Source organism: Blautia sp. AF14-40, from assembly GCF_003479665.1.
Taxonomy (GTDB): Bacteria; Bacillota; Clostridia; order Lachnospirales; family Lachnospiraceae; genus Fusicatenibacter; species Fusicatenibacter saccharivorans.
Window position 1 is genome coordinate 382,559 of the sequence record NZ_QUHK01000001.1, and the last position, 26,698, is coordinate 409,256.

General features: G+C 42.1%; 17 protein-coding genes. All 17 read left to right on the forward strand.

What is annotated here, in order from left to right; translation table 11 throughout:
* Positions 1-89 precede the first annotated feature (89 nt).
* Positions 90-2,276 carry an Ig-like domain-containing protein gene (locus tag DWW13_RS01815; RefSeq protein WP_158579732.1) on the forward strand — a complete coding sequence of 729 codons (2,187 nt, stop codon included), beginning with the start codon at positions 90-92 and terminating at the stop codon, positions 2,274-2,276.
* Between the two features lie 928 nt (positions 2,277-3,204).
* The gene (locus DWW13_RS01825) at positions 3,205-3,711 is read left to right on the forward strand and encodes a signal peptidase I (protein ID WP_118594771.1); all 507 of its coding nucleotides are present in this window, start codon (positions 3,205-3,207) and stop codon (positions 3,709-3,711) included.
* Complete coding sequence (locus DWW13_RS01830) at positions 3,708-4,508, forward strand: TasA family protein (protein ID WP_022461031.1); 801 nt, start codon at positions 3,708-3,710, stop codon at positions 4,506-4,508. The genes DWW13_RS01825 and DWW13_RS01830 overlap by 4 nt, the downstream gene beginning before the upstream one ends.
* 63 nt (positions 4,509-4,571) lie before the next feature.
* Positions 4,572-5,102 carry a hypothetical protein gene (locus DWW13_RS01835; protein WP_022461030.1) on the forward strand — a complete coding sequence of 177 codons (531 nt, stop codon included), beginning with the start codon at positions 4,572-4,574 and terminating at the stop codon, positions 5,100-5,102.
* Complete coding sequence (locus DWW13_RS01840) at positions 5,102-6,511, forward strand: hypothetical protein (protein WP_118719044.1); 1,410 nt, start codon at positions 5,102-5,104, stop codon at positions 6,509-6,511. Before DWW13_RS01835 ends, DWW13_RS01840 begins: the two co-directional genes overlap by 1 nt.
* On the forward strand, positions 6,508-9,177 hold the full coding sequence (locus DWW13_RS01845) for a SpaA isopeptide-forming pilin-related protein (RefSeq protein ID WP_118719046.1): 2,670 nt from the start codon (positions 6,508-6,510) through the stop codon (positions 9,175-9,177). Before DWW13_RS01840 ends, DWW13_RS01845 begins: the two co-directional genes overlap by 4 nt.
* A 73-nt stretch (positions 9,178-9,250) precedes the next feature.
* Positions 9,251-10,048, forward strand: coding sequence for a class B sortase (gene srtB / locus DWW13_RS01850; RefSeq protein ID WP_118640426.1), 798 nt, complete (start codon positions 9,251-9,253; stop codon positions 10,046-10,048).
* Positions 10,049-10,073: 25 nt separating this feature from the next.
* Positions 10,074-11,018 carry a hypothetical protein gene (locus DWW13_RS01855; RefSeq protein ID WP_147398306.1) on the forward strand — a complete coding sequence of 315 codons (945 nt, stop codon included), beginning with the start codon at positions 10,074-10,076 and terminating at the stop codon, positions 11,016-11,018.
* On the forward strand, positions 11,000-12,145 hold the full coding sequence (locus DWW13_RS01860) for a hypothetical protein (protein ID WP_118719050.1): 1,146 nt from the start codon (positions 11,000-11,002) through the stop codon (positions 12,143-12,145). Before DWW13_RS01855 ends, DWW13_RS01860 begins: the two co-directional genes overlap by 19 nt.
* Positions 12,146-12,157: 12 nt before the next feature.
* A complete protein-coding gene (locus DWW13_RS01865) occupies positions 12,158-12,790 on the forward strand; it encodes a hypothetical protein (protein WP_117812932.1) in 633 nt (210 codons plus the stop codon).
* 11 nt (positions 12,791-12,801) lie between these two features.
* Positions 12,802-13,191, forward strand: coding sequence for a single-stranded DNA-binding protein (locus tag DWW13_RS01870; protein WP_117805200.1), 390 nt, complete (start codon positions 12,802-12,804; stop codon positions 13,189-13,191).
* A gap of 202 nt (positions 13,192-13,393) precedes the next feature.
* Positions 13,394-13,729 carry a hypothetical protein gene (locus DWW13_RS01875; RefSeq protein ID WP_117805199.1) on the forward strand — a complete coding sequence of 112 codons (336 nt, stop codon included), beginning with the start codon at positions 13,394-13,396 and terminating at the stop codon, positions 13,727-13,729.
* A gap of 42 nt (positions 13,730-13,771) precedes the next feature.
* Complete coding sequence (locus DWW13_RS01880) at positions 13,772-14,632, forward strand: hypothetical protein (RefSeq protein WP_117805198.1); 861 nt, start codon at positions 13,772-13,774, stop codon at positions 14,630-14,632.
* A gap of 20 nt (positions 14,633-14,652) precedes the next feature.
* Entirely contained in the window at positions 14,653-14,991 is a 339-nt protein-coding gene (locus tag DWW13_RS01885) for a PrgI family mobile element protein (protein ID WP_117805197.1), read from the forward strand.
* Positions 14,992-15,042: 51 nt separating this feature from the next.
* Positions 15,043-17,790, forward strand: coding sequence for a VirB4-like conjugal transfer ATPase, CD1110 family (locus DWW13_RS01890; protein ID WP_118719052.1), 2,748 nt, complete (start codon positions 15,043-15,045; stop codon positions 17,788-17,790).
* Positions 17,791-17,873: 83 nt separating this feature from the next.
* Complete coding sequence (locus tag DWW13_RS01895; RefSeq protein WP_158579733.1) at positions 17,874-20,618, forward strand: C40 family peptidase; 2,745 nt, start codon at positions 17,874-17,876, stop codon at positions 20,616-20,618.
* Between the two features lie 15 nt (positions 20,619-20,633).
* Positions 20,634-26,615 (forward strand): DUF3849 domain-containing protein, encoded by a 5,982-nt coding sequence (locus DWW13_RS01905; RefSeq protein ID WP_330425584.1) that lies wholly within the window; start codon positions 20,634-20,636, stop codon positions 26,613-26,615.
* Positions 26,616-26,698: the final 83 nt, after the last annotated feature.

The following is a 26,698-nucleotide window of genomic DNA, read 5'->3' on the forward strand; positions in this document are numbered from 1 at the left end:
AACAAAACAAGGAATCCCGTGTCAAACGTTGACATGGAATTCAAACAGAAAAATCGGTGTCAATGTTTGACACGGACGGAGGAAAAAGTATGAGAAAAAGAATCGCAATGGTACTTCTTGGCCTGAGCCTGGCAGTAGGTACACCGGCCGCAACAAATATGTTCCCAACCGTTTCTGCCCAGACAGTACAGGCAGCTGGAAAAACCGGATGGACGCAGGAGTCCGGAACCTGGTATTTTTATAAAGACGGTGTAAAACAGACCGGCTGGCAGACCTGGGACGGAAAAAAATATTATCTGAATGCAGACGGAACCATGAAAGCAAATGAGTGGATGATTGATACGGATGGATCGGTTTACTACTTCCGCAGCTGGGGTGGAGCTTACCTGAACTGCAAGGCAAGAATCAACGGCAGAAGTTATACATTCGGTGCAGACAGTAAGGTACAGGGTTCCCAGTGGGTTGTAAAAGGTGGAAAATGGTATCTGGTGAAAGACGGAAAAATTGCAACGGGCTGGCAGACCTGGGATGGAAATAAATACTACATGAATAGTGATGGAAGTATGCGCTCCAATGAGTGGAGACTGGATGATACAGGGAAAATCCGCTATCTGTGCAGCTGGGGCGGCGCATATAAGAACAGATCTGCCAAAATCAACGGACGCTCCTACACTTTTGATGGTAATGCTAATGTAACCAACATGCAGTGGATCGTGATGGATGGACAGTGGAAACTGGCAAAAGATGGAAAAATTGCAACGGGCTGGCAGACCTGGGACAATAACCGTTACTATCTGAACGCAGACGGAACCATGAAAGCAAATGAATCTTTCACGGACGGGGGAAAAACCTATTTCTTCTGCAGCTGGGGCGGAGCTTATAAAAACTGCTGGCAGACCTGGAACGGAAAAAAATATTACCTGCATGATAACGGTGCAGCCTATCAGAATGAGTGGCTGAAAACCGGAGGAAAATGGTACTGGTTCCAGGCAGACAGCACCATGGCAGTGAACACAAGCTTTACATACAAAGATAACCTGTATTTTGTGGACGGAAACGGAGTTATGCTTTCCGGATGCTGGAAAGAAGAAAACGGAGCAAAATACTATATCCGGAGCTGGGGCGGAGCCTGCAAGGATATGCAGATGAAAATTTCCGGAAAGACATATTATTTCCGATCAGACTGTAAGATGGTAACGGATCAGACGGTAAACGGAAATTACTACGGAAAAGACGGTGCGCTTACAACAAAACCAGCAGCAAAACCGACAGAAACACCGAAACCAACGGAGACACCAAAACCGACGGAAACGCCAAAACCAACGGAAACGCCGAAACCAACAGAGACACCGAAGCCAACGGAAACGCCAAAACCAACGGAAACGCCAAAACCAACGGAAACGCCGAAACCAACGGAAACGCCGAAACCAACAGAGACACCGAAACCAACAGAAATACCAGTTGTAAAAGCGGAAAACATTTATATCAGCCAAAGCAGTGGGAAATTAACTGCAGTCGGCGAAACACTTCAGTTAACAGCAAAAGTTATTCCTGAAAACGCAACAGATAAATCGGTAACGTGGAGTTCTGATGATGAATCTGTGGCAACAGTAGATCAGAACGGTCTTGTAACAGCAGTTGGTCGTGGATCTACATATATTGTGGCTCATGCAAATGGTGGGGATGAATATGCAACAACATCTATCCCTGTTCAAGTAAAGATCCCCTACACCAATGAAGAGGCTCTTGGAATGACCGTTTACGATCAGGAAGTTTCCAGAAAGATTTTCGACCTGGTAAATGAAGAACGTGTCAAAGAAGGACATGCAGCTATGATTTGGGATGAAAAACATTGTTATCCGAGAAGCGTTGCCGCTGCCGGATACCACATCATGAGATCAATCACACAGCCAGGATACGGAACTTCTGATAATCTGGCCCTGCATGGTGGCAGACAGAACGGCTGCGGCGGTGGTCTGTCATATACAGATTCCGATGATCTTGCCCGCCAGATCTTCAACCTTTGGATGTCCTCTCCAGGTCATAAAGCAAACCAGATGGATGATTATAATGCATATGGAGCAATCGCTGTAATGTATGGACAACCGCAGGAGTATAACGGAAGAAAAATTGTGAATTTCTCAGCTGTATTCTCATTTGCAAATCAGGATCTTGACTTTCCAGCTACTTGGGAGAATCAAGATATGGGAATGGGCGAAGTCCTTGGTATGACAGAGAACGATTATAATTTGATCACAAACTACTTTATCCGATAAAAAAAGAATCCCCTCTCGTAGACGAATTACGAGAGGGGATTTGTATGTCGAAGAGGTAGTAAAATAGTCGATGGTATGTTATACTGAATCTAATCAGGTCAGAACGTGATAGGGATAGTCAGGTGGTTGTCTTTTCTGGAAACAGAAAGGGGGTAATGCCAATGAATACAATGGAAGTGTTGACGCTTTTATTGGTTGTCTTAGAGGCATTGTCCCACATAGATAACCATCGCAAGTAGAAAGAAGGCTATTCCCTACCGCAAATAGGGGATAGCCTATGTCTCTTGTTGCTCTTTGTAATAATTTAGATTATTTCAGAAAGGCAACCACCGACACTGGTATATCCTTGATTGCTTCTGATTTGATTATAAGCTGCCAGACGGAAAAAGTCAAGCAGCATGGGGGATGCGCAGAACTTTGCGCATCCCTTTTTCGAAAGAAAGGTGAAAAAATGAATACTACGAAAAAAATAATAAACAGGATTGTAGTGTGTGGAGCTATGATTGCCATAGGCATTAATACATATGATCTGTAGAAAATAAGAAGCCAAGGCAGCGTTTTTGAAACGATATTTCAGATTCGCTAATTTTTTTATAAAATTTTTCGAGAAAATGTACCCTTTTTAGATGAAAATGTACCCTTTTTCAAAGAAATGTACCCTTTTCTGAAAAAATGTACCCTTGCACGTCATCAAAAGGTATGCTATGTTATACTTGCAAAAGAAGGAAAACAGAAGGGACAGCAGGTAGGACAAAAAAATCTTTCAATTGCTCGTGTCAATGATTGACACGAAAAAAAGGAATATGGGCTTTCATGCATCAGAACATGGTTTTCATGGGCTGGTGCATTTTTTATGCCCATTTTTAGGGGGTGACGCCGTTGCCCGGAAGAAGTGGCAACAAAAAGTAAAAAAGGAGAGAGAGGAAAAATGAAAACAAAAGTAATACACGCATTCCTATGGATTCTGGTTTGTATGGTGCTTGGTATTACCTGTTATCAGTGCCGTGATTTAAGGGGTTATGTGATTCTGTCAGGTTCTATGGAACCTGTGATTCCCACAGGATCAGTGGCAGTTGTGGATTCATCGAAGAGGGATGTACGTCCAGGAAATATTGCTACGTTTGAGAGGCACGGGGATCTGGTGACTCACCGGATTCTGTCAAAAACAGAAGAGGGATACCAGACAAAAGGGGATGCAAACACAGATCCGGATTCCGGAACCATTCCGGCAGAAAATATACGTGGAACATACCTGTTCTGCATTCCACATCTTGGATACGGATTTATGTGGGCGAAAAATCACATGTTTCTTACCGTAGGTTTTCTGGCGCTGTTCATGCTTCTGGTTTTCTGTTTTCCGGAGAAAAGACCTGAACCAAAGGAACGGGAACAGGTAAAAAAAACAAAAAGAAAAAAAGGAGAATTACGATTATGACAAAGAAAAAAGTAGCAGCATTTTTTACAGCAGCAGCACTATGCGGCGCACTGGCCGTTGGATCATCCATGGCATATCTGACAGATCATGATTCTGTAACCAACAAATTTTCTGTAGGTAAAGTAGACATCGTTGGCCATGAGCCGAACTACACACCGGATAATGATGGAAAAACCAACAATATCGTTCCGACCCAGGTGATCAAAAAAGACCCGCAGATCGAAAATGTTGGAAAAAATGATGCTTATGTATATCTGGATGTTTCTATCCCGATTGCAAAGGTGATTACTGTTAATGCTGCAGGTAACCGTTTGAATGGAGGCGTTGCAAAAGATACAGAGCTGTTCTCCATGAACAATGTTTCTAAGAAATGGACTCTGATGTACAACAAGCGTGTAGGAGATAATATGGTTTACACCTACAGCTATAACGAAATACTTGCACCGGGAAAAACAACAGATCCGATCTTTACAAGCCTGACAGCTGCCAATATTGTAGAGGGACAGCTGGATGGAAAAGATCTGAATGTGCCGGTACATTACTATGCAATCCAGGAACTCAACACCGGAGAAGGAACCACGATTCCACAGAAAGCAGCTTCCGCATGGAAAAAATATGAACTGCAGAACCAGGGCCAGGCAGGACAGATCACGACTCCGCAGTCTGACGAAAGCGGAAATAATGGGGTTACAACCGTTGATGGAAACGGAAATGCAGCATCGGATGAAAACAAAACAAATACCCCAGATGATGTTCAGGTTGAGCCGGAACAGGATGGAAACAACACTTTATCATAAGAATACTTTTCAGAACAGTCCGGAAAGCCATCCGGACTATTCTGAAAAAGAAGGGAAAACAGCATGAAAAAAAAGAAAAAACGAATGCTGTCCATTGCCGGAATGTGCTGCTGCGGTTTTCTTGCAGCAGCCACCGCAATATCGGGATCTTCTGCTTACCAGACGGACCATGATGAAGTAGTAAACATTATCAGAACCGGAAATAACACCATTATTCCGGATGAGGATTTTCCGACACCGACACCGGTTCCATCCAGCGGATCAGTAGTAAAAAAAGTCAGGGCAAAAAATACAGGAGATGTACCTTGCTATGTCCGGGCATATATTACATGCAGTGAACCTGTAAAAGAGTTCACGGGACTTGATACCACAAACTGGGTCAAGGGAAATGATGGCTATTACTATTATAAAAAAGCTGTTCCGGTTGGAGGAACAACAACTTATCTGTTTACGGGGGTTACTGTTGCAGATGAATATGAGCAGGATAACCTGGAAGTAACAGTTTACGAGGAATCCGTTCAGACAACAGATGGTCAGAAGGAATACACTTCTTATCAGGACGCATGGAAACGGTTTGGAGGAGGTGGCCAGTAATGAAAAGGAAAATTGCAATAGCAGCCGGAATTCTGGTCACGGCAGTAAGTACCATCAGTGGATCATATGCTTACTATCAGGACAGCGTTACCGTTACAAACCACATCAGTACCGGTGATGTAAACATTGGAATCCAGGAATACGAAAAAGATGGTGATACGGAAAAAGTTTATGCAGGACCGAAAGAGGGAATTGTTCTTCCTTCCCAGACCATTTCGAAAATTCCGAGAATCACAAATTACGCAGAAACCTGCTATATCCGGGTGAAAACCACTTATTCCGGAGAGGCATCGGATTCCGTGTCAAACGTTGACACGGAAAAGCCAGAGGAAGATTCCAAAACGGATGCAGATCCGAATGAAACGCCGGAAGCAACAGAAGAGACAGCACAGGAAACGACAGAAAATGCCGAAACGGAAGTAACACCAGCACCGGAAGAGCCAGAAAAACCGGAAATAACGCCTGAACCTACAGAAACACCTTCGGTGGATCAGGATAAGGAAACGCCTGCGGAGTATGTTCTGAGTGATGAAGAACTGGATGGAATTTCCGATGAATGGGTAAAACAGGGTGAGTATTATTACTATACGCAGCCGTTGAAAAACGGAGAATCCGCAGACTTTTTCCAGAACGTAACGATTCCTGCAGCGTGGACATCAAAAGCACAGGACAGGGTTCTTGGACTTACTGTGACCGCAGAAGCGGTGCAGGCAGCAAACTTTACACCGGATTTTAATTCGGAATCCCCATGGGGCGATACGGAAATTGAACAGTGCGTACATGAGACGGATAACAGCATCACAGAAGTGACAAAACAGTATACCGCTATGTCCGTCACTTATGAAGGGGCTGCCAGAAAGCTGGTGGCTGCGCCGGAAGATTTCTTTAGAAATTTACAGACGGCAATGCCTGGCGATACGATCAGTGATAGTTTTCAGCTTTCCAATACGACAGCAACCAGTGCCGAATTTTTCTTCCATACGGAAACGCCTAGAAATTTAACGGATGAAGAACTTGACCTTTTAAAACAGTTTAAATTGACGATCACGCAAAACGGAAAAACCCTGTATAACGGTGATTTGCAGGCTGCATCCCTGAATCAGGAAATCAGTCTTGGAACACTGGAAACAGGGAAAAATTCGCGGGTACAGTTTACGCTGCAGTTACCGGCAGAACTGAAAAATGCATATGCAAAACGGGAAAGCATGGTAAACTGGATTTTCCGTGTACAGGGTGCTGAAGAACCGGGCAAAAACGAACCGTCCCCTGCCATTTCGCAGACTACGGCACCAAAAACCGGTCTTGCAGATCCATACGTTTTTGTTCCTCTTGGAATTGCGGCGGTAACGGCTCTTGGAACCGTGAAACTGTCCCGTAAAGAGAAGAAAGAGAGGAGGAAAAAACTGTGAAACGATGGAAAAAGGCACTGTCAGGGCTGCTTATGGCAGCCTTGATGGTAACTGGAATTTCTTTCCCGGAAAATGTTTTTGCTGTCAGCACAGGCATGGATGGGTTACCATCTGTAGTTAATTCTGGTATTGGAAAAATTGTAAACAAAGATTCTGTTATTGATGGGTCTTATAACTTTACACCAGTCATTGGATCAGAAACAAAAATTACATTTGGATGCAGTGATAGAAGTGGATCATGGGATAACTATTTTTGCCAAAATGCAGAAAGATATGCGAAAGCATGCTCTTCGTGGTGGAAACTGGCTGATACATCGAGGTGGTCAAATATACGTTCCTTTGTTCCATATGAGAACTTAAAAGGAAAGATGTATGCAGAGTACACCAATGTGGGTAATGCCAATGGCTTACCAGTTACCATGCGAATCTGGTTTTTGGACTGGCAGAATACTGATATCAGCGGGTATCCGGGATATGAAGATGTAGACAATGTTGTTGTTTCTGTAGACAATACAAAAGGCGGTGCAACTCCTGTCATTGATATTAAAGGCTTAAAATGGATTAAGGTAAGATTTTCATATTACGATGAAAATGGAAATCCACTTAAGGTTAAGGGACATTTCACTTTATCTGATCTGGACTATTCCCAGGGATTTTATATTGATGGAAAAGTCGATGGCATTTATGTCACGAAGGAAGCTGATGATCGTCTAATCTATGATGCAAGAACGGATGCAATCTGGTCAGCAAAAAAGGGTTCAAATGCAGATGATGGTACTTCACCGGATAACCCGGAAGGATGGGTTACTTACACATATGAAGGCGATTCTCAGACTATGGTCTTTTATAATGGAGGAACCATACAAAATGTGGACGGTCCAGGTAAGGGACTTACCACAGTGCAATCATATCCAAAAGACTTTACATTTACTGGTAAGGATGCCATATTTAATGGATGGAAAGGATCAAGCCGGACCGAGGCAACAGATTGGCACGTATGGAATACTTCTGAGTTTGGTTATACATCAGAAATGGTTATGGGACAGACTAGAAATGTAGATCTTGTTATCAAAAAGAAAGATGAAACAACAGGAGAAGCTTTGAAAGGTGCAGAGTTCACTGTTTATAAGATGCAAGGTGGCCAATGGGTTACATATACAAAGGCAACATGGAACGATCAGTATAAAGAATATATGGCACTGAATCTTAAAGAAACGGATACAGAGAATCGTAGTTTCAAAGTAGTGGAAACAAAAAATCCTGCAGGATATACCGGAACTTGGGAACATGAGTTTACAGCAGAAAAAGAAGGTGTTGTTACTTTAACACTGGATGCGACAAATGCCAGAAAAACCGGTCAGATCACAATCACAAAAACCGGTGAGAATAATAAAAAACTTTCCGGTGCGGTATTTGAAATCAAAGCTGCAAAGGATATTAAGACAGCCGGAGGCACAACCCTGGTTGCTGCCAATACGGTAGTTGATACCGTAACTACAGATGGCAATGGATCAGCAGCCAGCAAACAGCTGGAACTTGGTCAGTACATTGTCAAAGAAATAACAGCCCCGGATGGATACGTCCTGGATACTACAGAACATGCAGTTACCCTGGATGATAGCCATACCAGCGTCAATGTAGCTGTACAGAACCAGAAAAATGCGCTTGTTCTGCAGAAAGTAAGCAAAAACGATGGCACAGTCATGGAAGGTGTTACGTTCCATATCTGGAATGATGACAAGAGCTATGATAAAACGCAGAAAACAGATAGCAATGGACGGATCACGATTGATGGTGTGAAGGATGGAACCTGGCATTACCAGGAAACGGCAACCAAAGATGGATACGTACTGGATAATGCAGTGAAAGATTTCACAGTATCCGACGGAAAAGTCAATGGGCAGTCAAACCTGACAATCACGGTAGAAAATGATTATACAAAACTGGATCTTGCAAAAGTAGATTCCGGTACCGGAGAGAACATTTCCGGAGCGAAACTTTCTCTTCTGGATAGCAATGGCCGTCTGGTAGAAAGCTGGACATCCGGAAGCACACCGCACCGGATCGAAAAACTGAAACCGGGTCAGTATACTTTACGTGAGGATCAGGCCCCGGATCATTATAAACTTGCTGATCCAATTACCTTTACGCTGGAAAGCAAAGCAGATACGCAGACTATCACCATGAAGGATATGCGCTATGCAGACCTTACCATAGTAAAGAAAATTAAAGCAAGCGATATTACCTGGGCGCATGGAAACCCAACCTTTATCTTCACCGTAAAAGGAAAAGATATTAATGGAAAAGACCGTACCTTCCAGAATTATGTAGAGTTCACGGAAAATTACGTAAATTCACATACCGATGGACAGGGATATGTAGAACTTTCTGTCACCTGGAACAAAATCCCGGTAGGAGAAGACTACACAGTAACAGAACAGGATGTGCTGCGGTATCATCTGGTGAACGTTACCGGAACAGAGAATGTAAAGATTTCAAAATTACAGGAACCGGCGAAGGGCGTTGCTCCGGATAAAATTTTCTCCGTACATGCAAATTTAAAGGCGAAACCAACCGGTACATCCATCACATTTGAAAACCAGAAAGATGACTGGGGAACTACAACGCATGATACTTCTGTTAAGAACATCATTCCGTTAAAGTAACCAGCAAAACCGGATTTATACCCGTGTCAATGTTTGACACGGGTATTTCATTAAAGAACAGGGAGGTGTGAAAATGCGAAAAGCTGCTGGGTGTGTCCTGCTGGCAATTTTATGTCTGCTGGGTGCGTCTTATCTTCCACGGATTTTGCAGGAAGCACAAACCGACCGGGAACAGCAGAACCTTATCAGTGGCTATATCCAAAATCCGGATACAACAGATGAAGAAAACACAGAATCAACTACAGATGAGCCGGAAGAGGAAACAGATCCGAATATGGAAAGAATAGTTGATTTTCAGAATTTACAGCAGATCAATCCTGAGATTTTGGCATGGATCACAGTTCCCGGAACACCCATTGATTATCCGGTTGCTTTAGGAGAGGACAACAGTTATTACCTGAACCATACCGTAACAGGAGAAAGCAATATTCTTGGTTCCATTTTTGCAACTGCCGGAACAGATTTCGAAGAAAGCCACATTATTTTATATGGGCATAACATGGCATCCGGGAAAATGTTTGGAAGCCTGAAAAAGTACCATGATAAGGACTTCCGGAACACTTATCCTTATGTATATGTTTATACACCGGAAACTACTTATACCTGTGCGATATACAGCGTATACAGCACCCGGTATGACAGTGATGTTTTTACACTGGGATATAAAGGTGACAGCGAGGAATGGAAACAATGGATTGCAGAAACCGTACAGAATGCGGAATATGACTGTAATATTGCCCCGACCGGAAAGGAGAAAGTTTTTACTTTATCCACCTGCGTAGGTGATGGCTCCAATCCTTACAGATTGGTTATACACGCCGTTACGGTTGCCCAGAAAGAGGTCGCGAATGCGGAAAAGGAAGCGTCTTAAAGCAAAAGTAAGAGCCAGAATTTGTATGATTTTGGCTTGCCTGCTGCTCTGCGGAACCGGAGTTTCCTTATGGAATGGAAAACGGGCTGAAAAATCCGTGTCAAACATTGACACGGGACAGAAAAGCAGCAAAACGGTGTCAAACGTTGACACGAGTACGGAAAAGCCACAAGCGGTGTCAAACGTTGACACGAGTACGGAAAAGCCACAAGCGGTGTCAAACGTTGACACGAGTACGGAAAAGCCACAAGCGGTGTCAAACGTTGACACGAGTACGGAAAAGCCACAAGCGGTGTCAAACGTTGACACGAGTACGGAAAAGCCACAAGCGGTGTCAAACGTTGACACGAGTACGGAAAAGCCACAAGCGGTGTCAAACGTTGACACGAGTACGGAAAAGCCACAAGCGGTGTCAAACGTTGACACGAGTACGGAAAAGCCACAAGCGGTGTCAAACGTTGACACGAGTACGGAAAAGCCACAAGCGGTGTCAAACGTTGACACGAGTACGGAAAAGCCACAAGCGGTGTCAAACGTTGACACGAGTACGGAAAAGCCACAAGCGGTGTCAAACGTTGACACGAGTACGGAAAAGCCACAAGCGGTGTCAAACGTTGACACGAGTACGGAAAAGCCACAAGCGGTGTCAAACGTTGACACGAGTACGGAAAAGCCACAAGCGGTGTCAAACGTTGACACGAGTACGGAAAAGCCACAAGCGGTGTCAAACGTTGACACCGATATGGAAACCACAAAACAGGTGTCAAACATTGACACAGATACAGAAGGTATGATTTTAAAGGCTGATCCGGTGGATACGGCAGATAGGAATCATATCTGTTTTTTTGCCGTTTTTTTTATCGGCAGTTGGAGTGTATTGATGTTTCTTACTGCAATACGAAAAAAGAGTAAGAAAGATATTGGGCTAAGCGCCCGAAGAAAGGATACGTCATGGATGAAAATACATTAAGTATGGCCGAAAAAATGAATCAGCTGTATCAGGAACGAGAAGAGCAATATAAAAAACGTGAAAAGCTGTTCGATGACCGTTCCAAGCAGCTGCAGTCTCTTGCAAATGCATTGGAAAAGCAGAAAAATAGCCAGGAACAGAAAGCAACAGATCTGGATAACCGGGAAAAAGAACTGGACCAGATCCAGGATGCTCTTGCAGCTAAAGTAGAGGACATGGAAAAACAGGAAACTGCTTTAAAAAACTGGGAACAGGAAACAAAGGAATCCCTGGCGAAAGCAAAGCAGGAACAGGAAAATGAGCTGATTAAGAAACGGCAGGAACTGCAAATGGAAAAGCTGCAGGCACAGAACTTAAGTATTGAGCTGCAGGCAGAGAGGGATAACCTCAAGATGATGCAGGAAAATTTAAAACTGTATCCGGATATGTCACTTCCAACGGATAAGGAAACAGAACTGCAGGCGAAAATTGAAACATTGCAGAGCCGTCTTTCCATGGCAGAAAAAGAACGTGATTCCAAAACGGAACAGATGGAAAAATTACAGAAAGATTTTGATGCAAAGGAAGCTGAACTTGCGAACCTGCAGTTAAAAGCAGAGGATAGCAGCACTGATCCGGAAGTAGAAGAAAAGTTGCGAAAACGGAATGGAGAACTCCAAGGAAAAGTCATTGAACTAAATAAGCAGGTAAAATCTTTGCGGAGAGATCTGGATGATCAGGCAAAAGACAAGGAAGAATTACAGAGACAGCTGGAAGAAAACAGTAATCAGCCGGAAAGCCACGATTTAAGTGCAGAAGAACTGCAGAATTACTTGCTGACACTGCCAGAGTTCGAAAATGTGACAACCCGCCATAATACGGATGGAATTATTGTAGATGCGGTATGTGGCGAAAAGAATTATCATTTCCGCTTTGATTCCCTTCCATGCTATGAAATCAGTGTTCCACGCCGCGAAACCAAGAACTTAAAAGAAGTCATCTACCAGATGAACGCAGAAATGCCGGAATATAAGGCATCTTATGATGAATACGAAAAAGCGGCAGTTCTGACCGGATGGTATGACAGAAGAATCTCGGCAGAGGAGCTGGTAGAACTTGCGGTAGATGCATCACGGAATTTCAAGTAAAGGAGATCGGCCATGGAAAGTATAAAGTCATTTTTGGGAAATCCATATTACTTGATGACCGCGGTGCTTGCGATCGCAGCGTTTGGTTTTGCAGCAACAGCTGTAATCAGTTTAATACAAGAGCGAAAACAGAAAAAGGAAGAAACTCAAGAAGAGCCGTTGGAAAAAAAGCTTGGGGTTGATACCAAAAAGCTGAAAAATGTTTTAAATGTTCCAGATTTAAAACGAAAAAAGAATATACCTGTCATAGAAGAGGAAAAAACGGAAAATGCGCCGGAAGAACTTCCGAATGATAAAGAAGAAGTTCCCGTGTCAAACATTGACACGGAACCGGAAGTGTTAAACCCGGCTGATGTGGCAGAATTTAAAAGCCGGATGATAGAACATTTCCGGCGAAAAGACACACTGCAGCAATCCCTTTTAGAATTGCAGGAACTTTATGAAAATGGTCCGATTCTGGAAAGGATTGAAAAGGCACTTATGTACAGCCAGCGCAGTCGTTACCGGGATTTTGAGACAACCCTTGACATTTTATTTGAGGGCATGGATGCAGAAACCCTGCGGGATGATTTACTGCGGATGGAAGTTCTGCGATACCGGAGGCTGCCTTACCGTCAAGAAAATACAACTGGTAATCTGGTATAAGGAGGGCAAACATGAATCAGATTAAAATCCAGGGTGTTTGCACCTGCGTCCCACAATTTTCCTATGAAAAAGACAGGAGAGGGAGATCAGTTCCAACATGCCGGTACATCCTGGCCGTGCAGCGACCGAAAAGTTCTTACTCCGATTACATGTACTGTGTTGCCTTTGGAGAACGGGCAATGATAGCATTTCAGAAAATAAAAAAAGGAACGACAGTGTTTGTCCAGGGACATCTTCATACAGAGGAAGGCCGGGATGCCAACAATCAAAAAGTATATTTCGTTACTGTGACGGTAGATTATCAGCAGATAATTGAAAAACAAGAATTTAATGGACTGGAATTGTGTACTGGATTGCCCCAGTTTCCGGTTCTGAAACAGGAAGAAAAAGGAGGAAAATAGAGAATGCCGATTCAGTATATTATCCCGATTATAGCGGTGGTAGGATGTGTTATTGCATTTTTAATTGGAAGATTTCACAAACATGATGATGATGACGATTAAAAAATGTCGTGTGAAGGATTGACACGAAAGAACAAACGAAAATAAGACCTGCACCAAAATTTGGTGCGGGCTATTTTTAGATCAAAAAGAGGTAAAAGATATGAAAAAGCCAATCGAAGTAAAAAAGAAACTGAAAAAAGTCACGGAATATACGGCTTGCTTTGCGTTTTTGATGTTCCTGCAGGGAGTAGGTGCGCCAATGGTTTTTGCAGATGCAACGGCCGCAATAAATGCGAAATTTGAAATTTTATGGAATCTGATCAGCGCTGTGGTACAATCTGTGGGTGGTGTTATTTTATTATGGCACGCATTTGAATTTGGAGCTTCCATGCAGGCACAGGAAGGCGGAGGTGCTATTACAAGATCTTTAAAAGGGGTTGGCGGTGCGTTAGTTATGCTGGTTGCTCCGGTAATTACAACTGCTCTGAAGGGATAATGAAAAGGGAGGGAATATCCTCCTTTTTCTTATGGAGAAAATATGATAAATGAGATATTAGATTTTTTCAAAACGGTTTTTTCGGGAAGTGGTTTCTTTTCCCTTGGGTGCAATGTTTGGAATTCATTAATTGCATATGCGTTTGATATGCTGCAAACGAATCCAAAAAGTTTGGCAGATGGTGAACTTTGGGATGAAGCATACCGGATTTTCCTGGCACTACAGATTCTAGGTGCGACACTTGTAAGTGTTTTCTTTATGATTAATTTTTTCAAAGAAACAACGGATATTAAACACGGAATGACCATGGAAGCAAGCATCCAGTTTTTTATCAAGCTGGCACTTGTGGATGCTGTTTTTTTAAATCTCACGAATATACTCGTTTTTTTGATTGAAATTGAACAAGCATTTTTTGGGATTATTGTTCCGGAAGATGCCGCTTCACTGGTTATAAGAGTAGGGGATGACTGGGAAATGAGTGGATCCGGACTTATTTTTGGAAATCTGTTTGGCCTTGTGTTTTTGTTTATCTGCCTGGGTGGCGCAGTTATTACATTATGGACGGTTTATAGGGTTTTCCTTAAATTGTTTTTTTATATGGCTGTTGCACCACTTGCACTTTCCACTTATGCAGGCCCACATGAAATTGGACATACCGGATCAAGCTGGGTCCGTACATTTCTTTGTGCATTGTTTGAAATGACAGGAATCATGCTAATGATGCGACTTGGAACAATTTTAATAAATGCTGGTGGGCTGTTCCCTACTGCATCAGAAGATATATTGGGCGGAATGTTGGGATCACAAGGATGGGAAGGACTTCAAGCTATTCTTGGTATCCTTATTATAACGGGATCAGTATCTGGTACGGATGCGATGGTTCGAAGAGCATTTGGATTTTAATAGTAGGAAGGACATAGCTTATGGTAAACATGAATGAAGATTTTGGTGCATATAAGGATAGCATCTGGAAAGGACTTACAGCAAGAGAGTTAGGTGTGATGGCCGTTTCTGCTGTCTCCTGTGGTATTATCATTATCTTGTTGTATTTTATACTTGGATGGAACTTATATATATCATTTTTGATTGGAACTGCTGTTGCTGCAGCTATCATTTTCAGTCAGGTATGGAAGTCACGTAGCGGGCTTTCTGCAATAGAGTTTTACCGGGCAAGAAAATACAGAAAGTCCACAGCCAAACTTGTTTGGAAAAGTGACGAATATAACCAGGCAAGAAAAAATTATTTGAAAAAAGAAAAATAATGATCGGGAAAAATCCCGACTTTTTTATATACTTGGAAAGGATGGAACAGAATGGGATTTTTTTCGAATGAGGAATTTATCCGATATAAAAAATGTACACAGCCAGTTTACCAGACACCGGCCAGTATTCAACAAATGCTGGATATTGCAGGTGTACACGAAAATGGAATATTTGAAATAGAACCGAATAACGGGGCAGGGAAAAAGCGGAGAAAATTTGATCGTGTGTATTCTTTTTCAGACTTAAACTATGTGGATCAGGACAAGCAGCAAAAAGACGGCATCCTGTTTCAACTACGGAAATTTCTAAATTCCATGGACACAGATTTCAAGATCACAATACAGTGTGAACCACGGGACGTAACAAATTTCCAGAAATCTCTGTTGCAGGATGAAAATAAAAGTGAGTATCCAGAGCTGGCCCGCTACAATAACGAAATGATTAAAAAATCTCTTGAAAAGGGACAGGAAAACGTTCGAAAACAGCGTTATTTGACTGTGAGTGCAAATTGCCGGTCAATAGAAGAAGCGGAAGGATGGTTTGATACATTCGAGCATACAGCACTTCCAATCTTTTATGCAATGGGTTCGGAATTGGTTCCTTTAAACGCTGTGCAGCGGTTTCAGAAAATCAGAAATTACTTTTTCACAGATGATGGAGAGGAAAGTTTTATTCTCCCGTTTCAGGATATGGTACAGGCCGGAAGAGATTTTCGCAATTCAATCCTTCCACATTCTGTGCGGAATCACAAAAGCTACATGGAATTTGATGAAGAGTGTATGCGGATTCTTTTTGCTGCGGTTCTGCCAACCAGATTGAATGAAGAAAAGTTGATTTTTGAACTGACAGATTTTCCGTTTTATACCTGCCTTACCATAGATACGGCATATATCCCACGGGAAGTGTTACGTGGAAAAATCAGCAACACGAATTTCTACAATGAAAATGCGATCGGGCAGGAAGTACAGGCCAATGCAAGTATGGGTAACTTCTATAGTGAGCCGTCCTATGCAAAGAAAAAGAAGCAGGCCAATCTGAAAAAATATATGGATCAGATCGAGGAAGATGATGAAAATGGCTTCTATGTAGGAATCCTGTTGGCAGTGCGTGGAGCAAATAAAGAGGAACTGGATGCAAACACGGCAGAAGTCAGACGCCGCTGCCGGAAACATTCTATACAGATTGTTCCTTACTACGATCAGCAAATTCAGGCACTGAATACGTTGCTTCCGATCGGAGCGAGGCGTGTAAATAATATGCGTTCCGTCCTGACAAGTTCTTATCTGGCATTCCAGCCATTCTATTCCTGGGATCTGATCCAGCCTGGCGGAACATGGTATGGTATAAATAAAAAAACCAGAAATCCGATCATTGGAAACCGAAAGACATTGAAAAACAGTAATGGTGTTATTTTTGGCCACACTGGTTCTGGAAAGTCCATGCTGCTGAAAATTACGGAAATCGGACAAACATTGATTAACAGTACAGATGATATTTTCCTGATTGATCCGCAGAATGAGATGAAGGGAATCACCCAGAGATTCCGCGGTCAGTATTTTGATCTTTCTGATCCGGATCTGCGCCTGAACCCTCTTGAGATTCCGGAATCTTTGCTGCAAAAGAATGCAAAGGGCCGTGAAGAATATATCCTTTCCCAGCTGCAGTATATGGAAGCATTTCTGTACAGTATCATGACCGGTATACGTCCAAACGGTATCCATAAATCGTTGATTTACCGGTGCGTTGAGGAATTATATCAGAATACGTTTTCAAAAAAGAAACCGATATCCCCGGTGCTTTCTGATTTGGAAGCAATTTTCCAGAAACAGCGGGAACCGGAAGCGCGTGATTTGTATGGATCACTGGAGGCTTATACAAAGCATAGCTTTTTGACATTGGAAGGACAAAGTACACTGTCTACCAGCAGCCGGTTTGTTGCATTTGGAATGAAAAATATCCCTGAATTGATGTGGGAACCGCTGATGATAACAATCATGCATGTTTTAACGCAGCGTTTTTCCTACAACGTTGAACAGCAAAGGGCAACGCATTTTATCGTTGACGAGGCTCAATATGTCTGCCGCCATGAGACAAGTTGTAATGAGCTGGAAAAGGCGTATCTGACGTACCGTAAACTTGGTGGTATCTGTACGATCTGTCTGCAGAACGTTTCAGCAGCAACGGCCAACCGGAAAATTATGGAGATTGTATCAAACTCCGATTTCAAGGTGCTGCTTGACCAAGCCGGTGATGATCGGAACGAATTGCTGCAGATTATGGAGTTATCACAGAAAGAGTTTGAAGCGCTTTCTGATCCGACACCGGGCCAGAGTTTGATTGTCTGGGGCGGGCATATTTTGCAGTGTGATTCGACGATTAGCCGGGACAATCCGCTGTATCATTTCTACAGTACAAACTTCCATGAAGCCGCTGCCGAAAATCGGAACGTATTTTACAGCCAGGAAGCGGATCAAGATGAACATGAAGATGATCTGGAATCCGTGTCAAAGATTGACACGGATGAAAACAGAGACTCGGTGTCAACATTTGACACTGATCCAGACAAAGAGTCTGTTGAGCTTTTAAATGGCGAAGTAGAAGAGCCAATCAGTGAAGAAGAGCTGTTCATGTACCATAAAGTAGAAGAAGCTGACGAATGTGATGAATGGCTGGATTGCTATGGTGCCGGAATTTTATGCGGTGTTTCCAATAAACAGGCAGAAGAGATACTGGAATCTCTTGTGAAAAAAGGATATATCGAAAAGATCCAAGGTTGTTACCGTATGCCGGAAAACTAAAGGAAGGATAACGCATGACACCAAAAGACAAGCACACGGAAGTTGCATGGCAGGCAAAACAGCGGGAAGTTAAAACAGGATCTGTGGAAAAGACGGTACACAGTGCTACTTCTGCAATCTATACTGCGTCAGAGATACGATCTGTTATGAGCCACTCTGAAACGCAGGAAATAACAGGAAACCATATTACGCGGGAACAACAGCTGCAAAATATGCGTCTGGCGACGCAGAAATATTTGCAGCCGGAAAATCAAGTAAATACACAAAGTATCTTGCCGGAAAACACTGGACATACGGAACAGCCTGTATATAATGGCTCCAGTGAAAAATATGAGGCGAAAGCTGCACAGTTCCATGCACCTGTTTCAGAGACGTATAAAATACCAGAAAAACCGGACAGACAAGTTGCCCGGGAACAGCAGTTGAAAAGTATACGACTGGCAACACAGAAATATGTGCAAACAGAAGCGGGACGTTCCCATGCAGAAGAGAAGCAACAAACAACCCATTTTATTTTAAAAAGTACAGGTTCAGAACGGGAAGATAATATTGAGGCTGCATCAGAGAATCGGATTCAGGAAAATCACGGTAAAAAATATGCTGCAGCCAAGATGAGAGCTTCCATCCCGAATACTGAACAGCTGGAAATGTCGGAAAATAATGACATAAAAGAAGAAAAACGACAAAGTATGCGTCTGGCCATGTGGAAATATCTGCGGCGGCAAGATACAGAAAACACACAGGGCATTGGAATAGAGGAGAAGCGAAACGGAAATCCGTTGTCTGGAAAACCGACACTTTTTCAACAAGAAGAGGAAGAAAGTAATACGGATGAGAGAGAAAAAAAGAAGGATTTCAGCCGAAAATATACGATTGGCAGGATACAATCATCCACAGTACAAGATTCTAAAGGGGAAGAATTATCATCCAACCAGAGTAAAACTTTCAGACAGCAGCATCAAAGTTTGAATACTGCATCCATGCTGCATGGTATGACAGCAGCGAATGTAGAAAAAGAGGTTGAAGATGATGAGCCGGACTCCCAGAATGATTTAAAAAAATCAAAAACACTTATATATCTGACAAAATTAAAAAAGAATCGAAAAAAAGAAAAAATCACGAGTAAAAATACTTCGGAAGATAGTGAAATTTCAGAAGAATCTTCAACAGAAGAGAAAAAGGAAACTCTTGGTGAAGATGAGGAGAAAACGTCCAATCAGAAGAAGGAAATAAAAAATAAGGAACATACAGAAAAAACATCTGAAAAAAATCCGGCAGAAGATAAAGATAGGCAGGAAATAAAACCGTCCCAGGCGGTAGAGGAATGGAATAAAGAAATGGATCATGCTGAGGAAGAGGACTCAGAGGATGATTCCGGAAGTAAAAAACGGAAAGCCAAAAAGAAAAATCGGAAAGAAAGTGATACAGAAAAGTCAGGAAAGAATGAAAAAGATTCTAATGACCGCAAAAGAAAAAAGGATGAAAAAAGTTCTCGTAAAGAGGGAAAAATTAGAGCATCCTTAAAATGGTTTCGGAGAACAAAGAACTTCCATACAACCGTTCAATCCCTCCGGTTATCCGGGAACGAAGAAGAGATAAAAAAAAGGGCTGATTATCAACAGCGGATGCTACTTCGGCATGGAGTCATTAATACGGCGAAAATATCCGCAGGCATCATTAAAATTATAGCATCCAATGTTTTGTTGCTGCTTCCTATTATTTCGCTTTTTCTTCTTTTGAGTCTTCTGTTTCTTGGGGTAAAGGCTGAACGTCAAAGTGCTTCTTCCGCTTATGATGGAGCCTGTTATCTGGCGGCAAAATATGAATCCGGCGGAAACCCGGATCAGGTTGGTGGCGATGGCGGAAATGCATGTGGTGAATTTCAGTTCGACAATCGTTATGAGCTTGGGCCGTTTGTTCGGTGGTGCTATGAAAAAGATCCAACTACATATGGTCCGTTTGAACCATATCTTGGCATGACCACAGAACTAAAAAATAACGCCGGATTTTACGGGGCATGGCATTCGATCTGCATAGAACATAAGATTGCATTTGAGGCAGCCCAGTGCGAATACGTCTATACACAAACACTGCAGCCACTTCTTACATCACTGACAGAATATTATGGTTTTGATTTTACAAACGCGTCTGATGCTTTGAAAGGCTGCGTTCTTTCTTTTGGCAACAGAGATGGAAAATATGTTGTAAGCCTGAAAAGATATTTTGATGGAACAACATCTGCATCAACGGACCGGGAAATTATTGAAAGGGCATATGATGCCATGATCGCCCGCAGACCGAACGTATCCAGGTGGAGCTATGAGAAAGCGGATTGCCTGGCGCAGCTTGATGGGACGCTTGACATTTATGCACCATCCGAAAATGGTGCCGGTGGGATTGACTGGTCCTGGAAAAAAAGCATAGGTGCCGGAGAGTCCGGAAATGCTGCCGTGCAGGCAGCTCTGAATGCTGTAGGAAGTGGTTATTCCCAAAGCAGAAGAGATGATCCGGGATGGTATGATTGTTCTTCCCTGGTTTACCGGAGTTATGCTGCAGCTGGTATTACTTATCTGAATGGAATGGATGCAGCAAGCGAAGCAGAATGCCTGGTAAACAAAGGAATGACTGTCAGCTATGGTGAACTGCAGCCGGGAGACTTGATCTTTTATTCTTATTCGGCCAACGGAAAATACAGGAATATATCCCATGTTGCCATATATCTTGGAAATGGTGAAATGGTTCATGCTGCAGATGAATCCAGAGGGGTATGTAAACAGGCAATGTCACAATCAAATCTTTCGCCGCAATTATATTGTCGGCCACAATAGTAGAAGGAAAATAAGATGGATAAATATGAATACATAGTGAATCTTGCAGAAAAAACAGCTAAAAGGGTTTCACAGAACCGGGAATCCTGGATGAAGTTCCTGACCTCCGCTGCACGGATTTATAAATATCCGTTTAAAGAACAGCTTCTGATTTATGCACAGAATCCGGATGCAACAGCGTGTGCTTCCATCGAGATATGGAATAAACGTATGAACTGCTGGGTAAATAAAGGATCTTCAGGAATTGCACTTCCGGATGATACTGCAACATACGGTCATAAGCTTAAATATGTATTTGATGTTTCGAATGTTCATGCTGTAAAGCCAAATGGACGTTATCCGAAGGCGTGGAAACTGCGGGAAGAACATAAAAGTGATGTACTGCATAGGCTCGAACAAATATATGGCAGTACAGACAGCACAAAACCCTTTGAAGAAAGAATTATTGAAATTTCAGATCAGCTCGCGGCGGATGCCTATACAGAACTTCAAATTGATTATCCGGATTTACAGGATAGGATAGGATTTGATAAACTGAGCGAACAGGACTTTGCTCTTTGCTTAAAAAAACTTATATCGGAAAGTGTTTCTTTTACAATTTTATCGGCCTGTGAAATAGAAATTTCCGATCATGAATTTTCATTTGATTATATCAATCAGTTTGTTTCTATTAAAACATTGTCAGTATTAGGAACAAAAATTAATGATTCTGCCAGAGGTGTTCTTGCAGAAATCGGAAAAACAGTACGCATTTATGATAAACTTCGCGAGAAAGAACAGGAAAAAGAAATCTCCAAAAAAGAACTTGCAAATGCACCACAACCGCGATATAATGCTTTAAAGCGTGAAAGTTTGCAAGAGGGTAATTCCAAAGATAAAGATAATATTGAAGGAGGAAAACAAAATGGACCTGGAATACGAACAGATGGGAGATTATCTGATTCCGAAACTGAAAGCAAATCCGGAACCGGAGGGAATGGTAACGAAATACGGACTTCTGAGGGACAAATTTCTGAGGGAGAGATACGATGGGGCGAGAACAGCAATGTTTCTGGAAGGAACGCTGAAAGCACATCTTCTCGAGATTCAGGAACAGGCAAGAGAGAGGATGGAAGTCCTGACATCCCAGATGGCGGAGAAAGAAGGAGTAAACGAACAGCTCAAAGCACAGGATCAGATGCTTTGGGTGAAGAAGATGAACAGCATCCAGAGCCGGGCGGAGGAAGTCGTACTGAAAGAACTGATTTACAGCCGACCAATTTTGTAAAACCAGAGGAATCATACACACAATTAAGTCTGTTTCCATCAGCAGAGGAACAGAGAGGATCAATTACAGCAGCGGAAGCAAGTAAAAAATATACTATGCCCGCTGCTTTCTATTTGCCGGAAACCGATCTTGAAGTAATCATCCGAAGTGGTGGCGGGCAAAAAGATAGCCGGAAACGGATTTACGCCAAATATACCGAAGGAAAAAGTACCGATGAAATAATTGCTTTCCTGAAAAAAGAATATAGTCAGGTCGGCAAAGGTTTTGAATTACACGGTCATCCAATATCTGTATGGTTTGATGAAAACGGAATGACTGCCGGTTATGGTATGCAGGCAGCGGAATCTGTAGTTACAACATTAAGCTGGGATCAAATCGAAAAGTACATTCACGCCATGATTACGTATGGCTTGTATATGGATGCGAACGAGGCAGCACTCGTAGACAAAACAGAGATGGAGAGGGTATCTTATCAGATCGGCTATTTTCTCCGTGATTGGATAGATGATGTACCGGAAGAACTTAACAGTATAGAAAAAATAGAAACTCTTCTTTCTACGCATGAAGGAAGAGAACAGCTGGAAAGCTTTTTGGAAGATGTCGATGCACGGATTTCCTATGGAGAATTAAAGCCGAAAACTGTGAAATCTCCAGGATATCTATTATCCGAAATCGCGGATCTTGACAGGGAGAGAATTCATTTTCCACTTCATGATACGGTAGATGTCAGACAGGAAGATTTCATCACACAGGACGAAATCGACTATGCCCTTTGCATTGGAAGTGGTTTTGCAGATGGAAAATTTCGAATCTACGAATATTTCATGGACCTGCATAACCAGAAAGAAAATGCAGACTTTCTGAAAAAAGAATATGGGATTGGTGGCCAATCCGGTGCGTTACCTGGCAATAGTAGTTCCAACAGTGAACATGATGCGAAAGGTATTCTCCTGGAGAAAGGAAGCCTTTTAAATCCATATACAAAAGTCCTTTTAAATTGGAATGTCGTAGAAGAAAGAATCTGCGAGCTGATTTATGCAGACAAATACTTTTCACCACAGGAAAAAGAAGAGTATAAGAATTATAAAAAAGAACAGGAAAAAAAGGCAAAAGAAGCCGAAATTACCCGGCTGAATAACGGAATCCGGTTAGAGTGCAAACAGGAGATCGAAAAACAGATTGCCGAAAAATACAATGGATTTTCCGTTCCACAAAATACGGTATCTGAAATTGTAGAAAAATACGGCATAGACTGTGTACAATTTGTTTTGGCCAATACCATTGTGCAGGCATGGAAGGAAGGTCGGTTTTCTCTAAGAAACAAAGAATGGGCGAGTTCCATCCTTACAGAAGGAGAATGGAGCAATACACTGATCTTAAACACCCACCCAACTATTTTGGATGGATTTACAAACCAAGTCAGAAACCTGCAGCATGAAAAAGAACAGGTAGTACAGGAACAGCTTACACTGGATGGCCATCTCTGCATTCTGATTAACCAGTGGGAATCTGGAAACGTTAAATATCTGATCGGAAATTGTGTTGATGATCCGGACTTTTATTATGTTCAGTGTAAAAATCGAGTCTTTGAATTTGACCATAAGCCAGATAAAGTTGAAGTAGAGGACTATTATATCGACATTCTTGCTGAAGAAGACATTGATCGACATGAAGCGGAAGTTGGTGCCAAACTTGATGGGGAAGAACTGCAACGGTTATCCTGGCAGGTGGTACATGAGGCAGATGATGCGTTTGGAAATCCAACAAAATGGAGCGCAAGGCTTTTTTCGGATGTCTTTTTGTGGATCAACAAAGGAAATGCCGTATATTCCATTTATGATGCAGAAGGTTATCCGCCATTGGAAACTTTTGAATCTTTGGAAGATGCCATGGCATGGGCCGATGAACTTGCTGCAGATGGAAGAGACATTGAAAATTCTATTCCAGACGAAACGACGCCAGATACCGAAGAAAAACAAGAAGAAAGTAAAGCTGCACCGGATAAAAGTGCAGCTTCCAATTTTCAGATCAGTGATGACCATTTGGGGGAAGGATCTCCAAAAGAGAAATTCAGAAGGAATCTTGCTGCCATTGTGCTGCTTAACCGGATCGAATCGGAAAACAGATACGCTACAGCAGAAGAACAGCAGGTTCTCAGTCAATATATTGGATGGGGTGGACTGGCGGATGCCTTTGACGAAAGCAAACCAAACTGGTCTGAAGAATATCAGCAATTAAAGGCTGCATTATCGCCGGATGAATACCGTATGGCCAGGGAAAGCACTTTAAACGCACATTATACCAGTCCAGTGATTATCCGGCAAATTTACAGTGCTTTGGAACGAATGGGTTTTTCCAAAGGAAACGTTCTGGAACCGGCAATGGGAGTTGGAAACTTTTTGGGCATGATGCCGGACTCCATGAAAGAAAGCAACTTATATGGAGTTGAACTGGACAGTATTTCCGGACGGATTGCCAAACAGCTGTATCCACATGCCAACATACAGATATGTGGTTTTGAAAAAACTACATATCCAGATAACTTTTTTGATCTTGCCATTGGAAATGTTCCGTTTGGACAATACAAGGTGGTAGATAAGAAATACGATCGGAACAAATTCCTGATCCATGATTACTTCTTTGCAAAAACACTGGATAAAGTACGTCCCGGTGGTATTGTTGCCTTTATCACAAGCAAAGGAACACTGGACAAGTCCAATCCGGAAGTGCGGAAATACCTGGCACAACGGGCCGAGTTACTTGGTGCTGTCAGGCTTCCAAATAAAGCCTTTAAATCGAATGCAGGAACAGAAGTAACATCCGATATTTTGTTTTTGAAAAAACGGGATCATATGATTGTTTCTGATCCGGATTGGGTCTATCTTGGAAAAGATGGATCAGACATTACCATGAACAATTATTTTGTTGAACATCCAGAACAAATTGTTGGAAAAATGGAAATGGTATCCGGTCCTTATGGAATGGAAAGTACCTGCACAGCAGATGATTCGCAACCGTTTGAAGAACAATTACAGGAGTCTCTGCAAAATATCAATGGAGAATTTGATGCGATTGATCCGGAAGAGATTCTTACGGAGGACTTAGAAGAGCTACTTTCTGCAGATCCGAACGTCAAAAATTATAGCTTTACGGTTGTTGGAAAGGAAATTTATTACCGGGAAAATTCTGTTATGCGTCCTGTTGACGTTTCGGCCACAGCAAAAGAGCGGATCAAGGGAATGATCGGCATCCGGGATTGTACTCGTGCGTTAATTAATTTGCAGCTGAATGAGTATTCCGATGCAGACATTAAACAAAAGCAGGAAGAACTGAGTGCGTTGTATGATGGATATACAGCAAAATTCGGTATACTGAATTCGCGTGCAAACAGAATCGCATTTGATCAGGATTCCAGTTATTCTCTGATTTGCTCATTAGAAAACCTTGATGAAGAAGGAAATTTCAAGGAAAAGGCTGCTATATTCCAAAAGCGTACAATTAAGCAGGAGAAAGTTGTTACAAGCGTTGACACAGCCAGTGAAGCATTGACCGTATCTCTTTCAGAAAAGGCTGTTGTTGATCTTCCGTATATGAGTGAACTTTCCGGAAAAGATACCAAAGAAATTGTGGAAGAACTTCGCGGTGTCATATTTGAAGACCCAATCACCGGAAAATGGGAGACTGCAGATGAATATTTAAGCGGTAATGTCCGGGAAAAACTCAAAATTGCAATATCTTACGCAGAAACAAAACCTGAGTTTAGCATTAATGTGCAGGCACTTAAACAGATACAGCCCCAAAATCTCGATGCCTCAGAGATAGAGATCAGGATTGGTGCCACATGGATTGATCCGAAGTATATAGATGACTTCATGGGGGAAGTCTTTCAAACACCACATTATCTATTAGATCCTGGTGCTGTAAAAACAAGTTTTTCGAATATAACAAGTACATGGAACATTGCCGGAAAAAATGCTGAAACTTCCCGCTCTTTTGCAAATACCACATTTGGAACCACAAGAGTAACTGCGTATAAGTTGCTGGAAGATACCTTAAATTTGAAAGACATAAAAATTTATGATACCTTTGATGAAAGGAGGGTACTGAATAAGGAAGAAACGACTATTGCAAGTCAAAAGCAGGAAAACATAAAAGAAGCGTTTAAAGACTGGATATTCCGTGATCTGGAACGAAGACATACGATTGTAGAAACGTATAACGAACTATTCAATTCTGTTCGTCCACGGGAATATGAAGGCTCTCATTTGACATTTCCTGGCATGACGCCAGATATTGAATTAAAGCCGCACCAGAAAAATGCAATAGCCCATATTTTATACGGTAACAATACATTACTTGAAAAGCAGTTGGAAGTATATCAAGCTAAAGAAAATGAAATTGCCCAGGAAGAAGAGAAGCAGCTTGAACAGATTCCCGTTAAACGTCGAATAAGCTGGTCATCTTTTTTTCATGACTCTAAAATAAAACGCAAAGAAGAACTAGACATTCAAGAACAGGCTGAACGTGAGAGACTTGCAAAGGAATACATTTATGATCCATCCCATTCTGAAGAACAGGCTGCGCTTTTTCTCGATGCAGCAGGAACAGAAGAGTGGACCTTAGAAGATCTTCGAACACTTGCTGCACAATCAGATATTGACAGCATGAAAATATTACAGCGTAAAATAGAACAGCTGCATAAAGCTTCACAGAAAAAAAATAATAAATAGCTTTCTTCCACATTTACAGTTGTTGTTTTATTTTGAGGAAAATGATAAAATTAATATAGTTCCATTACTACGGAGGTGATTTA